Origin of the sequence: Pseudoalteromonas sp. NCIMB 1079 (assembly GCF_040567695.1) — a bacterium.
Classification (GTDB): Bacteria; Pseudomonadota; Gammaproteobacteria; order Enterobacterales; family Alteromonadaceae; genus Pseudoalteromonas; species Pseudoalteromonas distincta.
This window is the reverse complement of the sequence record NZ_JBEWZA010000001.1, coordinates 479,411-494,443: the sequence shown is the minus strand read 5'-3', so window position 1 is coordinate 494,443 and position 15,033 is coordinate 479,411. Positions and strand designations below refer to the sequence as shown.

At 39.0% G+C, this 15,033-nt stretch carries 11 protein-coding genes; 8 read left to right on the top strand and 3 right to left on the bottom strand.

Annotated elements, in window-relative coordinates; genetic code table 11:
• Window positions 1–15 precede the first annotated feature (15 nt).
• The 3 genes from ABX891_RS02270 to ABX891_RS02260 all read left to right on the top strand — a co-directional run bounded on the left by ABX891_RS02270 (window position 16) and on the right by ABX891_RS02260 (window position 4,704).
• Window positions 16–2,094, top strand: coding sequence for a TonB-dependent siderophore receptor (locus ABX891_RS02270; protein ID WP_278380184.1), 2,079 nt, complete (start codon window positions 16–18; stop codon window positions 2,092–2,094).
• Between the two features lie 181 nt (window positions 2,095–2,275).
• Complete coding sequence (locus tag ABX891_RS02265) at window positions 2,276–3,676, top strand: M20/M25/M40 family metallo-hydrolase (RefSeq protein ID WP_002960950.1); 1,401 nt, start codon at window positions 2,276–2,278, stop codon at window positions 3,674–3,676.
• 86 nt (window positions 3,677–3,762) lie between these two features.
• Window positions 3,763–4,704 (top strand): tetratricopeptide repeat protein, encoded by a 942-nt coding sequence (locus ABX891_RS02260; protein ID WP_149603356.1) that lies wholly within the window; start codon window positions 3,763–3,765, stop codon window positions 4,702–4,704.
• Window positions 4,705–4,748: 44 nt separating this feature from the next.
• Here the strand turns inward: ABX891_RS02260 and ABX891_RS02255 are convergent, their stop codons facing one another.
• Window positions 4,749–5,654 (bottom strand): DUF808 domain-containing protein, encoded by a 906-nt coding sequence (locus tag ABX891_RS02255; RefSeq protein ID WP_024605924.1) that lies wholly within the window; start codon window positions 5,652–5,654, stop codon window positions 4,749–4,751.
• A gap of 146 nt (window positions 5,655–5,800) precedes the next feature.
• Between ABX891_RS02255 and ABX891_RS02250 the strand changes: the two genes are divergently transcribed.
• From ABX891_RS02250 to ABX891_RS02230, 5 genes are all read left to right on the top strand, one after another.
• A complete protein-coding gene (locus ABX891_RS02250; protein WP_024605925.1) occupies window positions 5,801–6,082 on the top strand; it encodes an MliC family protein in 282 nt (93 codons plus the stop codon).
• Between the two features lie 66 nt (window positions 6,083–6,148).
• Entirely contained in the window at window positions 6,149–8,179 is a 2,031-nt protein-coding gene (locus ABX891_RS02245; RefSeq protein WP_354628825.1) for a methyl-accepting chemotaxis protein, read from the top strand.
• A gap of 71 nt (window positions 8,180–8,250) precedes the next feature.
• Window positions 8,251–9,717: a 4-hydroxy-3-polyprenylbenzoate decarboxylase gene (ubiD, locus tag ABX891_RS02240; protein ID WP_002960958.1), complete on the top strand. Its 1,467-nt coding sequence runs from the start codon at window positions 8,251–8,253 to the stop codon at window positions 9,715–9,717.
• Between the two features lie 109 nt (window positions 9,718–9,826).
• Window positions 9,827–10,540, top strand: coding sequence for an NAD(P)H-flavin reductase (gene fre, locus ABX891_RS02235; RefSeq protein WP_149594663.1), 714 nt, complete (start codon window positions 9,827–9,829; stop codon window positions 10,538–10,540).
• Between the two features lie 167 nt (window positions 10,541–10,707).
• Window positions 10,708–11,118 carry a CBS domain-containing protein gene (locus tag ABX891_RS02230; protein WP_024594621.1) on the top strand — a complete coding sequence of 137 codons (411 nt, stop codon included), beginning with the start codon at window positions 10,708–10,710 and terminating at the stop codon, window positions 11,116–11,118.
• A 54-nt stretch (window positions 11,119–11,172) separates the two neighbouring features.
• Here the strand turns inward: ABX891_RS02230 and add are convergent, their stop codons facing one another.
• Both add and ABX891_RS02220 read right to left on the bottom strand, forming a co-directional pair.
• Window positions 11,173–12,174, bottom strand: a complete 1,002-nt coding sequence (gene add, locus ABX891_RS02225) for an adenosine deaminase (protein WP_039486862.1) — start codon at window positions 12,172–12,174, stop codon at window positions 11,173–11,175.
• 127 nt (window positions 12,175–12,301) lie between these two features.
• Window positions 12,302–14,989, bottom strand: coding sequence for a CHASE domain-containing protein (locus ABX891_RS02220; protein ID WP_149594662.1), 2,688 nt, complete (start codon window positions 14,987–14,989; stop codon window positions 12,302–12,304).
• Between the last annotated feature and the right edge of the window lie 44 nt (window positions 14,990–15,033).

Genomic DNA, 15,033 nt, shown 5'->3' with positions numbered 1-15,033 from the left:
CGCTGGAAGCAATTAATGAAACTGAATTCTATTTACATAGCACTATTAGCAAGCATTACAACAAGCACATATGCAAACACTACCGACCTTGAACGCATAGAAGTAAAGGGAAGCTACTTTAACGATTACAAAGTAGATAACGCTAATGGCGCAATGAGAACATCAGCTTCATTACTTGAAACTGCACAATCTGTCACTGTAATAACCGACACTATTATTAGCGAACAGCTTGCCACTACACTTGGCGAAGTACTCACAAATGACGCAAGCTTAACTGCAGGCTCACAACAACGAAATCGTGAAGTATTTAACTTACGCGGCTTTGAGCTGAGCTCATCGACAGGTTATTTACGCGACGGTCATCAGCATTGGTCGCACTATCAGCAACCAATCGAAATTTTGCAACAAGTTGAAGTAATTAAAGGCCCATCAAGTATTTTATATGGTCAGTCAGGCCCGGGTGGCTTGGTTAACATGGTAACTAAAAAGCCTACAGCACAAACATTATTTAATGCCAGTGCCGATGTAGATCAGCATGGCTCAACCCGCTTTATGGTTGATGCTGCAGGTGCCTTGACTGAATCGGAAGATTTACGTGCTCGCGGGATTTTAGTAAAGCAAGACGTTGACTACTGGCGTGAGTACCAAAACGGTGAAAATCGTGAACGCGACCGCTTTTTAGGTGCTTTAGTTGTAGATTACGATATTAGCGATAACGCATTAGTACGTGTGCATTACGACCGCACAGATGACGAAGCAGGTTTAGATACTGGTGCATGGATAGATGATAATGCTAATGTAATTGGTAGCGATAAAACAATCCGTGATATGTCTTGGGCGTTTACCGATATTACCGTAGAAAACCTAGGTGTAGACCTAGAAGTATTTTTAACCGATAACTGGCAAGTAAAACTTGGCTATAACGAACAAACGTTTGAGCGCCAACGCTTTGAGTCAGCACCTCGCATGCCTAGTGGCTTTGCTGAAGGTGACAGCTATGAATCTCGTCCTTACGACCGTTTTGACGATTGGCAATTTAAAACTGCATTTATTGATTTTATTGGGGAATTTAAAACAGGTAGCTTACAGCATCAGTTTTTAATTGGCGCAAACTCGCTAGATTACTACTACGGGCAACGCCGTACTTCTGCTGACTACTTTGATTTTTCTGCAGGACAAGCAGAACCATCACGCCCATCTGTAAGTTATAAAACAGATGATACAGTAAGCGAAACTGAATACGACTATTACGGTATTTACGTTCAGGACTTAATTTCGTTCTCACCACAATGGCAATTATCGCTAGGTGGCCGTTACGATAAACAAACACGAGAAGGTGCAGATAACGAGTCATTTGTACCAAAGGTAGGTGTGCTTTATCATCCAAATACTTCGGCAACTATATATGCTAGTTACTCAGAAGGTTTTGAGCCTCAAGGTAGTGAAACTCTGATTGATGAAACCGATGTAAATAATGGCATGAAGCTAGATGCCATTACCTCAGAGCAAAGAGAGATTGGTATTAAATGGCAATTATTTGATGACCGTTTACTGCTTACAGGTGCACTTTTTGATATTAGTAAAGAAGGCACACTTGTTAGCGAACAGCTTGAGACACCTATTGGCTCATTCACAAGTGAAACAAACCAAGTGGGTGAACAACGCCATAAAGGTGTTGAAGTAAGCGCACAAGGTGCTGCTACTGACCGCTTATTTGTTATGGCATCAACTATGTATCTAGATGCTAACTTTGAACGCGATGAAGTATTGGAAGGTAAGCGCCCTACCGATGCACCAAAATGGTCGGCATCTCTGTGGACTCGTTATGAATTAAACGACGCCATTGCCATTAACGCTGGCGCTTTTTACGAAGGCGAGCGCTTTGCAGATAGCGATAATACAATTACTAAAGATGCATATACACGTGTTGATGTTGGCGCCACTTATAAGTTTAACTTAAGCAATACCGATATTAACTTACGCCTTAACATCGAAAACTTATTTGATAAAAGCTATTTAGGTGGTGGCGGCACGAGTAATGTAACTGTTGGCGAGGGTACAAATCTTCGTTTAGCTGCGCAATTTAGCTTTTAATTAAATACCTTAAATAACAGTGTTAAAAGATAGCCCGCGTAAATTTATGCGGGCTTTTTTTATATCTAAACGTTTATACCTAACAGCATTAAACCTATTACAAAGCCTATTCATCTCATCTATTTTTTATCATGTTTGTTACATGTTCTAATAGCGCTAATTATTAAAAAGGCTTACCCAAATGAAAAAATTAATTACCGCACTGCTGCTTACTAGCAGTATGGCTGCAAACGCTAACAACGCCGAATTTACCCAAAAGCAATTACAACAAGTCAATGAAGTGCGCACCTCTGCTCTAAATAGTGATTTAAGCTATAAATTACTAGAGTCATTAACAACTGAAGTAGGACCTCGCTTACCTGGTACTGAAAATGATAAAAAAGCAGTGGCATGGGCTAAAGCTAAATTTAATGAGCTTGGTTTTGATAAAGTATGGCTTGAAGAAGCGACTTTTCCTGAATGGCGCCGTTATAGCGAAAGCGGAAAAATACTAACACCAAGCGAGCAACCTCTACATTTAACTGCATTAGGTAACAGTATAAGCACGCCTAAAGGTGGGATCACAGCATCAGTAGTCTTGTTCGAAACACTTGATGAGTTAATTGCAGCACCAGCAAATAGCCTAAAAGGTAAAATTGCGTATATTAATTACCGCATGAACCGCGATATAGACGGGAATGGTTACGGACCTGCTGTAAAAGCACGTGGCACAGGCGCTATAGAAGCGTCTAAAAAAGGGGCTGTTGCCTACATGATGCGCTCGGTAAGTACTGGTCATCATCGTTTTGCACACACTGGCGGTAGTTACTACAAAGAAGGTGTTACAAAAATACCTAATGTAACCATTGCTAATCCAGATGCCGATCAAATAGCACGACTCATTGCTTTAGATAAAGACGTATCGGTAAATATTAATGTGCAAACCGAAAGCCTTGGTGAAGGCACTGGTTATAACGTTATTGGCCAATTTAATGGTACCGAAAACCCTGAGCAATATGTATTAATTGGCGGGCATTTAGATTCTTGGGACTTAGGGACTGGCGCACTAGATGACGGTGCAGGCGTTGCGCTAACAATGGCAGCCGCTAAACATATTAGCGATGTAAAACGTCCTAAGCGCAGTATTCGTGTGGTACTTTTTGCAGCTGAAGAGCTAGGTCTTTGGGGTGCAAAAGCTTATTTTGCAGAGCATAAAAACGAGCTAAGCAATATTGTTGCAGCCGCTGAGTCTGATTTTGGCGCCGATGTTGTATATGCTTTTGAATCGAACGTAAGCGCAGAGTCACTTCCTGTAGTTCGCGCTATAGCAAAAGAACTTGCGCCGTTAAATATTGAGCACATTGGTAAAAACCAAGCGAATGGTGGCCCCGATCTAATTCCACTTAAAGCAGCAACGTCAGCGCCTATTTTTGAACTTGCTCAAGATGGAACAGATTACTTTGATTACCACCATACAGCTGACGATACGCTTGATAAAGTAACACCTGCTAAGCTTCGTCAAAATACCGCTGCATATGCTGTATTTGCTCTAATGGCTGCTGATGCAAAAACAACAATTAAGCCTAAAGCTCAAAATAAGTAATAACAGACATACTTACTTACAGTTTGTGGCTTTAACTAACACGCTTCTTGTTTTACCTTTAGGTAATTAAACAAGGAGCGTGCTTTATGTTACTTTTCAACACGAGTGAATCATTTCCACATTTTGCACAAACAACACGCTGCCCTCATTGTCAAAGCGACGCCTACCATTTAGTAAATAAAAGCCGCTATTTACGGTTTAGTATTTTACCTATGCTTGCCTTAAAATTAAGCTATAAACGCGAGTGCTATCAATGCGGAAAAAGCGAACCTGTAAAAATAACGCAACTACCGTTAATAGAAAAACTAAGCCTACCTAAATACTTTATTGGTGTATTTTTATTACTTTGGATTGTTTTATTTTTTTATCAACAGCACCTTAATAGCGAGACTCGAAAGGAAGGCTATTTAAATGCGCCTAAAATATATGATACCTACTTAGTACACGCCGACAAATTTACACACGAGCCCTGGACCCTAACCAATTTAAGAATTGCTCAAGTTTTAAATTTTGACGAACAATTTATTACCTTTCAGATAAGCAACTACAGCTATAAACGTAATAATAGTATTACTTTGGCAATGCGTACTAGCCAGCTAATTCAAGACAATTACTTTTCCACTAAAACAATCACCCTCCCTCGTGATGAAGTAGCACGCCTTTACAACGACGAAGCTATTTACGACGTGCTGCGCCCCTATGCCAACATCCTTTATGGTGGGTTTGTGATGCATCCTCCCAAACCTAAGCCACTATATAAAGGCTTAAAGCTCGATAAAAACAATCAACAAGGCATTATTTATTTTAAAGATGGTTTGTTTGTTGAAGCATTTAATAGCTTTAAACAAGCTGCTGAAGCGGGCTCTCAATGGGGGCAATTAAATTTAGCGCAAATGTATCGTGATGGTCAGGGAATAGATCAGGATCAACAGCAGGCTATTTATTGGTACAAAAAGGCCATTGAGCAAAAAAATACTAAAGCACAATTTGAATTGGAATCTCTTTGTAAAATAGCTAACTGTGAATGAGTGAATTTCAATATAGCTGGCGCAACAAGTACGCCAGCTTGGAATTATTTTTTAAATAACTTTGTATAACCTACATGTATAAGCACAACAACTAAGCCAGCAATCACGCCTAGCAAACCATCAAACAATAGAGGAGCTAATACCTCTCCTGTACCGCCAGCAACAGATTGGGCATAGTTTGTTACATCGACTTGAGTATGATGCAGTAACTCAACACCATGTACTAAAATCCCGCCACCGACTAAAAACATCGCGATGGTGCCCGCAAATGCTAAAAACTGCATCAACCTAGGCGCTGCTGCGAGTAAGCCTTTCCCAAGTAATTCTTTAAATTTATTAGCTGTTACCTTTGATTGGTTGAGTAAATAAAGTCCGGCATCATCCAGTTTTACAATACCTGCCACTAAGCCATAAACACCAATAGTCATTATAATTGCGATAACACAAAGCACTAAAGCTTGATTAAGCAATGTAGCACCAGCCACAGTACCTAAAGTAATCACAATAATTTCGGCAGAAAGAATAAAGTCGGTTCTTATTGCCCCTTTTATTTTTTGTTTTTCGTACTCAACTAAATCTAATTTCTCACCCTCGTCTACCGCCTCACTGTTATGAGGCAAAAACTTAGCAAATACTTTTTCAGCTCCCTCAAAACATAAAAACAAACCACCCATCATTAAAAGCGGTGTTATTAACCAAGGCAGCCATACGCTTATTAATAAAGCAGCGGGTACGAGTATCGCTTTATTTAAAAATGAGCCCTTTGCCACAGCCCAAACAACCGGTAATTCACGCTCTGCTGCTACACCTGTAACCTGCTGTGCATTGAGCGCTAAGTCATCGCCTAATACACCCGCTGTTTTTTTTGTTGCAACCTTACTCATTGTCGCAATGTCATCAAGTAAAGTGGTTATATCATCTAATAACGTTAAAAGGTTAGTGCCTGCCATAAAGCTTCCGAGCTCAAAAAATATTGCTATAAACATAACTTAAAGCGCTACTTTCACCAACGGTTAATTTTTGCTTTGTTATTCTTACATTAGATTAAAATTTTGCCCTGTGTTTTAACTAACGTTTAAAGAAGATGGGAGGAAAAATGAAAGTATATTTAGCATTAATCGCTATTTTACTAAGCTTAACCGCATGTAGTGATTTAAAAACCAGTACTGCTTACCAATGCGATGATGAGAGCGTAAAACTCAATATTATTAATAATTCTGAAGCCGAACTTATCTTTAACAATAAAGTGCATGTACTTAATCACGAAAAAAGTGCCTCAGGGAATAAATATATAAGTGAAGAGGTACTGTTTTGGGGTAAGGGTAAGGAAGCCATGTTAATCATTGCAGGTAAAAAAAGACAGTGCACCAAGGTTTAACATAAAAACAACCAATAAATTACAATAATGCTACAATAATTAAAGACCCATTATTGTGATGAAGTTATGCGTTCAATTGCGATCAAACATAAAATAATTTTAGCCTTTACAGCCATTGGCATATTGGTGCTAACAAGTAGTGTATTTTTTTATTGGTCATTAAACAAAATTAGCGTTAACAATACCCGAACCGAAAAATTAGCGGTTCCGGTACAACAGTTCAGCAAAGATTTAAGGCTATCATTACTGTCTATTACCAAATTTAACGCCTTAGCTTACAGCCAAGCAAACCTTGATTTACTTCAACAAAATAAAAAACAGGCGCAAGTTGAGCAACAACAATTTAGCGATATGCTCAATTCGTTAAGCACTCAACTAAATCAACAAATAACAATGCAAAATTTACTCACCAGTACCAACGCAGGTTTCGAGCAACTGACTGAAGTAAGTGTCGCAATGTTCAGCGCTAAAGAGCGTAAGTTTGTAGCGCAAAATTCCACCATAGAATTATCAGCAACGTTTAACGAGCAACTTTACAATTTAAGTTCTAACTTACTTGATATAGAACTTTTAGAAGTGCCTGTAAAACAGCAGGCATTACTTAATGCTATGTTTGGAACAGCGACCCGTATAGACGATTTATTGTTTAACTTAAGTAATAATATAAAAAGCATTACTCAAACTACAAGTATCAATGATTTAAATAGCCATCAGCAAGATACCCTATTTCTACTAGATAACATCCAACCTAATTTCACCTATTTAGAGCAACAAGCGCTACCTTTTAATAATGCGTTTAATGCTAAAAATTTAACGGCTAAGTTTAATCAATTAAGAGAGTTACTTAACAACGATACAGGAGTTTATGCCCAACAAAATAAAGTACTCAAAAGTACTATTGCTGCAGCTCAAAATTTTGAACACTTTCAACAGCAATTTATAACAACAGAAGGTCAGCTTATTGAACTTAATAAATTGGCTGATGAGCGCTTTAATGCCTTACAAACTAATGCAAAGGCCGCCATAAATACAGGGATTAGTTCTGTAGTAATTATTACGATTGTTTTAATTATATTGATTATCGCTATCTCTATTTTTACAACTCGCGCAATGCTAAAACCGCTTAAAAAAGTAAACCGCGATTTAGCCCGAATCGCCTCAGGTGATTTATCAAAGCGAAGCCACCCACGTAGTAAAGATGAGTTTGGTACTTTGCTAAATAACATAAATAAACTCAGTGAAGACCTTACTAACCTAATTGGTGCAATTAGTAGCGACGCCCACGAACTAGACAGCAGCGCTATTAAAACCAGTGAAAAAGGTCAGCAAATGACGGTTGTTGCACAACAGCAGTTAGAGCGAAGCGCGCAGGCAACATCGCTTGCACAAAATATGCTAATCAACTCACAAGCGGTTTATGAACAAGCAGATAAAACATCAAGTGAAATAACAAACGCATCGCAATTTGCAAATGATGTAAACGAGATTGCTAATCAAAATAGTCTAAGTATAGAAACTTTATTGCAGCGTCTTGATAAAGCAGTAGGCAGCACAGAAGAGCTCGCACAGTACACTCAGCTTATTGAAGCCATTGTTGAAACAATTAGTAGCATTGCCGAGCAGACTAACTTACTTGCACTTAATGCTGCAATTGAAGCAGCGCGAGCGGGTGAAAACGGACGCGGGTTTGCTGTAGTTGCTGATGAGGTTCGATCTTTAGCTGCACGAACACAAACCTCGACTAGCGAAATAAACACCATGATCCAAACATTGCAACAACACACTAAAACAACTCAAGAACACATTACTGATGGCCAACACCAAGCCAAGCAATGTGTTAAAAACAGCACTGAACTAAATAAAGCCGTAGAGCGTATTAAAAGCACATTGTTGTCTGTTAATCAGATGAGTGAGCAAATTGCTCATGCATCACATGAGCAATTGACTAACAGTGGCGACATTCAACAAATAATGGCAAAGGTAACAGAGCAAGCAACCTTGAATGCCCAAAACGCGACAACCCTAGCAAGCGAAAGTGAAGACGTAAACCAACTTGCACACTCTTTAACGAGTGCCGTAGAGCGCTTTAAGTTTTAAGTGCAAGTAATGACTTGCCTTGCATGAAATGGGTATAATACTTTAACTCTTTTGCTTAATAGCGGCCCACAATGAAATATAAAGATCTACGTGATTTTATCGATTTGCTTGAAAAAAAAGGCGAACTTAAACGTATCACCCAAGAAATCGACCCGTATCTTGAAATGACCGAAATATCTGATCGCACCTTACGTGCAAAAGGCCCTGCGTTATTATTTGAAAACCCAAAAGGCTACGATATGCCGGTGCTTACCAACTTATTTGGTACACCAAAACGCGTAGCAATGGGCATGGGCCAAACAGATGTTAGCGAGCTTCGCGAAGTGGGCAAGCTACTCGCTTTTTTAAAAGAACCTGATCCACCAAAGGGTATTAAAGAAGCTCTAGGCGCTATACCTATTTTTAAGCAAGTGCTTAATATGCCTGCAAAAGAAGTTAAAAAAGCGCCTTGCCAACAAGTAGTTTTAGAAGGTGATGATGTAGATTTAACTAAATTACCTATTCAACATTGCTGGCCAGGTGATGCAGCACCATTAATTACTTGGGGCCTTACAGTTACCAAAGGGCCTTATAAAAAGCGCCAAAATTTAGGTATTTATCGCCAACAATTATTAGGCAAAAATAAAATAATTATGCGCTGGTTGTCACATCGTGGTGGCGCGCTTGATTTTCAAGAATGGTGTAAAGAAAACCCAGGGCAACCCTACCCTGTATCGGTAGCATTAGGTGCCGATCCTGCCACTATATTAGGTGCCGTAACGCCTGTACCTGACACTCTAAGCGAATATGCATTCGCTGGCTTATTACGTGGCAGCAGAACCGAAGTTGTAAAATCTATTTCAAATGACCTACAAGTCCCTGCCAGTGCAGAAATAGTACTTGAAGGTTACATAATGCCTGGTGAAATGGCGCCAGAAGGCCCTTATGGTGACCATACCGGTTACTATAATGAAGTCGATGACTTTCCAGTAATGACGGTTACTCACTTAACGCATCGTAAAGATCCTATTTATCACAGCACATTTACTGGCCGTCCGCCTGATGAGCCTGCTATTTTAGGTGTGGCACTTAATGAAGTGTTTGTGCCGATACTACAAAAGCAATTCCCTGAAATTGTCGACTTTTACCTTCCGCCTGAAGGGTGCTCATATCGTATGGCGATTGTAACAATGAAAAAACAATATCCAGGCCATGCTAAGCGCGTGATGATGGGAGTTTGGTCGTTCTTACGTCAGTTTATGTACACCAAATTTGTAATCGTCTGCGATGACGATGTTAACGCCCGCGATTGGGAAGATGTTATTTGGGCTATAACAACCCGAATGGATCCGGCGCGTGATACAACATTAATAGAAAACACACCTATTGATTATCTCGATTTTGCATCACCAGTCTCAGGTCTTGGTTCAAAAATGGGAATGGATGCTACCAATAAATGGCCTGGCGAAACCACCCGCGAATGGGGCGAGCCTATTGTTATGGATAAAGACACCAAAGACCGCGTAGATGATATTTGGGAAAGCCTTAATATTGTTTAAGTGTTTATATGTAAGTACATATCAGGCTATAAAATAACCCTGCAGATATGCTAGAATCGAGCTATTCGATTGCGTATCTGCTGTTACAAGCGCTGCTAAAAGGTAAAAAATGCAAACATTAAAAGCTGAAGTTGTAGCTATCAGCCCACTTACAGAATTTGTTCATAAAGTAATTTTAAAGCCACAACAACCGGTGACCTTTGAAGCTGGCCAATACATGCAACTCGTATTAGGCGAAAAAGACAAACGTGCTTTTTCTATAGCTAGTCGCCCTTCACAGTGCGATGCAATAGAACTGCATATTGGCGCCTCAGGTGCCGATTCGTATGCAATGCAATCGTTAGAGCATTTACGAAACGCCCATACCACAGGGCAGTTAGTAGACATTGAAGCTGGCCTGGGTATTTCACAGTTGCGCCTGCAATGTGAGCGCCCTATTATTTTACTTGCCGGTGGTACTGGTTTTTCATACGCAAAATCAATGGCTGATCATTTAGCTGAAATAAAATGCGACCGTCCTGTATTGTTTTACTGGGGCGTAAAAGAAGAATCTGCTTTATACGCACACACAGAAATGCAAGCATGGGCAGATAGCCATGAGAACTTTAAGTTTATTCCTGTAGTAGAAAATCCATCTGCTAATTGGCAAGGACACACTGGCTATGTACACAAAGCAGTAATGCAAGATATTGTGTCACTAGAACCATACGATATTTATATGGCAGGTCGTTTTGACATGATAGGTATTGTCCGTGATGACTTTATTACTCATGGTGCAATTCGTGAAAACATGTACGCAGATGCATTCGCATTTATCAAATAATTGAAATTTACTTTCAGTTATAAATAAAGGCACCTAATCGGTGCCTTTATTTTTATAACAACAAATATTTAATAGTTAAAACCTATCAACTCCATCAATATAAACAATTTCCTAAATCCCTATCTATAAACCATACTTTGTATAGAACATCAGCGGGAGAGACCCAAATGCTAAATACAAAAGTAAAAGATTTTATGCAACGCAAGTTGCCAAATATCACACCAGATACAGAAATGACGACAGCCATAGCAGAATTACAAAAATTTAAACTACTTGGCGCACCAGTATTTGATAAAGATAAATGCTTAGTTGGATTTATATCAGAGCAAGAGCTGTTAAAACCACTTACGCAAAGCAGTTATTTTTGTGATGGGATGGTTAAAGTATCGCAGCTTATGCAAACAGAGGTAGTGACCGTTAGCGGCGATACCAACATTATTGAGCTTGCACAGCAGATGCAGCCTGGTAAACCAAAAAACTACCCTGTTGTAGAGGGTGTTAAAGTAATCGGTATGATCAGCCGAGCAGACGTACTTAAAGCGCTTTACGATAATTACATAAGCTGCCAAACACACTAAATTGCAGATACAAAAATGCCGCTTATATAAAGCGGCATTTTTAATGCTCTTAAATTAACGTGCGCTAACGAGTGCTAAAAGTTCTTTTTTATCGCCATCGCTTAAAAATGCTATTTCTAACGCATTTTTTTGAGCTTTTTCCATATCAGCTTGAGATAAGCCAGCTTTAGGTGCAGCAACGGTATATTCATACTCAATTTCAATACCTTCAACCGCAGGATCATCAGTATTAATACACGCTAAAATACCATGATCTAAAAACTGTTTAAGTGGGTGCTTAGTTAAATCGTTTACTGTACTGGTTTGAATATTACTTGTTAAGCATGACTCAATACCAATACGGTTATCGCGTAAATAATCCATTAGTTTTGGATCTTCAATTGCTTTAACGCCATGCCCTATTCTGCTCGCACCCAACTCATTAATTGCTTGCCAAATACTTGGAGCACCAAGTGCTTCTCCAGCATGGACAGTCGAAGCTAAATACGCATTTCGTACTTGTTTAAAGTGCTCTACAAATAACTCACCCGGGAAGCCAATTTCGTCACCGGCTAAATCAACAGCAACTAAATCATTTTTAAATGCGAGTAATGCATCAAGCTCTTTTTGACACGTTTTTACGCCATAAGTACGCGATAAAATACCAATCAAGTTAGCTTTTATATTTGCACCTTTTGTTGCTGATTTAATACCATCAACAACTGCCTCTACAACGCCTTCTGGGTGTAAACCTTGGCTTTGTGCCATGTAGTAAGGGCTAAATCGAAGCTCCACATAATCAAGACCTTGTGCTTGTGCATCTTCAATGTTTTCAATTGCGATACGTCTACACGCATCGTAGTCGCCAAGCACAGTAACTCCCCAATCTAACTTTTGTAAAAAAGCCATGAGGTTTGGTTCAGGATCAATAACTTGAACATGAGGGATTAATGCTTCAACGTTATCTGCAGGTAGCTCTATATTAAACTGTCGACCAAGTTCTAATATGGTTTGCGCACGTACATTACCGTCTAAATGGCGGTGAATATCTAGCAAAGGTAATTTTCTATTGATCATAATAGCAACCCAGTTTAGTTAAATTTGCGCGCATGATACGCAGATACAGTTATTTTTCAAGTCTATATGATTTGCGGTAAGTTTTAGCGGTCATATGTCTGCTTTTTGTGCAAAAAAATGATACAGCTTATTTTCCTGATAAGTGATGCCAAAGAGTTTTAAAAAGCGTATTTGCATCAATAGGTTTGGTAATATAACCATTCATTCCACAGGCTAGTGCCTTATTAACGTCCTCGTCATGGGCGTTCGCCGATAGCCCTATTATGGGTAAATCAATTAACTCTAAATCACGACGAATTACTTTTGTTGCTTTGAGTCCATCCATTTTTGGCATTTGAATATCCATAAGAACAATGTCGTAGCTATTTTCGGCTAGCTTTTCTATGGCCTCAAAACCATCGTTAGCAATGTCGGCAATACAGCCTTTCGTTTTTAAAATAGCATTAGCAACATGCTGATTAAGTGGATTATCTTCTACTAAAAGTAATTTATAGCCTGTAAATGATAATGTACTTACGTCTATTTCGTTGTATTGCTGCTGAATTTGCTCTGCCTTTGGTAAAGGCGATATTAGCGGCAAACTAAATGTAAATGTAGAGCCTTTACCTTCATAACTAACTAAATCAATTGCACCACCCATTAACTCAACTAGTTTTCTGCAAATACTTAATCCTAAGCCGGTACCACCATATTGGCGTGAGGTTGAGCTATCAGCTTGCGCAAACGGTTTAAACAATTGTTTTTGTGCTTCGCTACTTATACCAATACCCGTATCGTTAATACTAAAATAAGTCATTTTTTTCGACTGCCAAATTTTCAGAGTGATTTCACCTTCCCCTGTAAATTTAACCGCATTATTGAGCAGGTTCAGCAGCACTTGTTTTAAGCGGATTGGATCGGTATTGATGACCAAATTTGATGTTTTATCAAAATCGAGACTTAACTTTATTGATTTAATATCAGCCTCAAATTGAAGTAAATTAAGCATTTCATCCGCTAAACTCGCTACATTAATAGGCTCTTGCATTAAGTCTAGCTTGCCTGCTTCCATTTTTGAAAAGTCGAGCACATCGTTTAATACCCTCAGTAAAACACCCAGTGCCCCATCTGCTTGCTCTATGTAACTTCTAGCTTGTTGCCAATCATTTTGCTGGAGCGCTAAATAATGCAGCCCTTTTATACCGTTAATAGGGGTACGGACTTCGTGGCTCATATTTGCTAAAAACTGCCCCTTTATATGACTCGCTTCATCTGCTTTTTGTTTTTCTTTGCGTAATGTATGCGTTTGCTTAGCCACTTGTTCGCGAATTTGTATGTTTGTACCAGTAACTGAAATCAAAAATGTAATCAGTAACCACACAAACAACATACCTACTATTTGTGCAAGCCAATATACTAACCAAGACGTTCTAACTATTGGCTCATATAACTCAACCTGCCACATACGTTTGCCAATCAACAATTGATATTCTTTAAATAGCGCTTGCGAATTAGCGGTATCTGCAATATAAATTGCCTGCTTTTTCCCTGGTATCGTTGTGTCAAAAAAACTAGCTGAAATTGAGTTGTTGTGATCAAATAATAGTGTTTGCGATAAGCGTTTCAGGCTGACAATCGCTGCCACAAAGCCTTGAAAATCATCTTCGGTAGAGGACTCTCCAAAAACAGGATATAAAAAAAGCACACCGTGTTCGGCTGTATTTTGGACCAAATTAATTGGCTCACTTAGTGCAAGTTCATTAAGCTCTTTCGCTTTGCTAAGCGCTGCACCTCTTACTTTACTAGAAGCTAAATCAAACCCTAAAACATCTTCATTACCTTTTAAGGGATATACGTACTTTACTGGAAAGTAATTACTACGCGTACCTGCAGGTTGCCAAGCTCCATCTAGTGACTTTTCTTTTATATATAGAGGTTTGCCTGTGGCTGGATTTTCATGTGTCTCAAAATCTGCGAGTTTATTTGCTGGTATATAAGGTATCCATTCAAAAGCTAGAATTTCTTGGCTGTAGTCCAACTGCTTTGAAGTAAATTGTTTAAACTCTTTAAAATCCACGTCACTACTACTAGCAAAAAACGTAGCTAATAAGCCTAAATGAGCAGTAATACCATCGAGCTTTTGGCTTATAGCATTTTGCACAGAAAGTATTTTGGCTTCTTGCTTTTGAATATCTTTTTCTTTTTTAACACTAGCAGCGCCATAAAAACTAACGCTGATCAGTATGTAAATTAATAGCGAGGGTAAAATTACCAACATACGGTGGCGTACTTGTGTGTAATTAAAAGCGGCGAGTACTAAAGGTGTAAATATAAGTACGCCAATACTGTCGCCAATCCACCATGCTATAAAGTTATCAAAAATAGCATTGGTCGGAATCACATTATTCAATGCTAATAAACTTGTTCCTACACCTGCAGCAATAACACAACATATTGGCCCCGCTACTATTAAGCTTTGAACACTGTGTTTTAAAGAGGATAAATCCAACGGCGCTTTTATAACATTCACTATAATTTGTCGGCCAATCCAAGCCTGTAAAACAGAGGCTAAAGTAATGCCTATAGCTTGTAAAAGCACAATAAAATGAAAAATATCTACGGTGTGTTCAAGGTGAATTAAGTTAGTACAAAAAGCCCCAATAATAAGGCCAATAAATGACTTACGTCCCCAAATTAAAAAGCTGGCTAAAGCAATTCCTGAGGGCGGCCAGGAGGCGACCGCATAGCCATCTACAGAAAGAAGTGAGTTGCTAAAGTATCCTGTAAAGAAGTAAGCACAAGCCAAGCTAAGGGTTAATATTAAAAACTTTCTCAAAGCTTGTGCTCCTGAACTACAAAAAATGCTAAGTAGTTATAGTG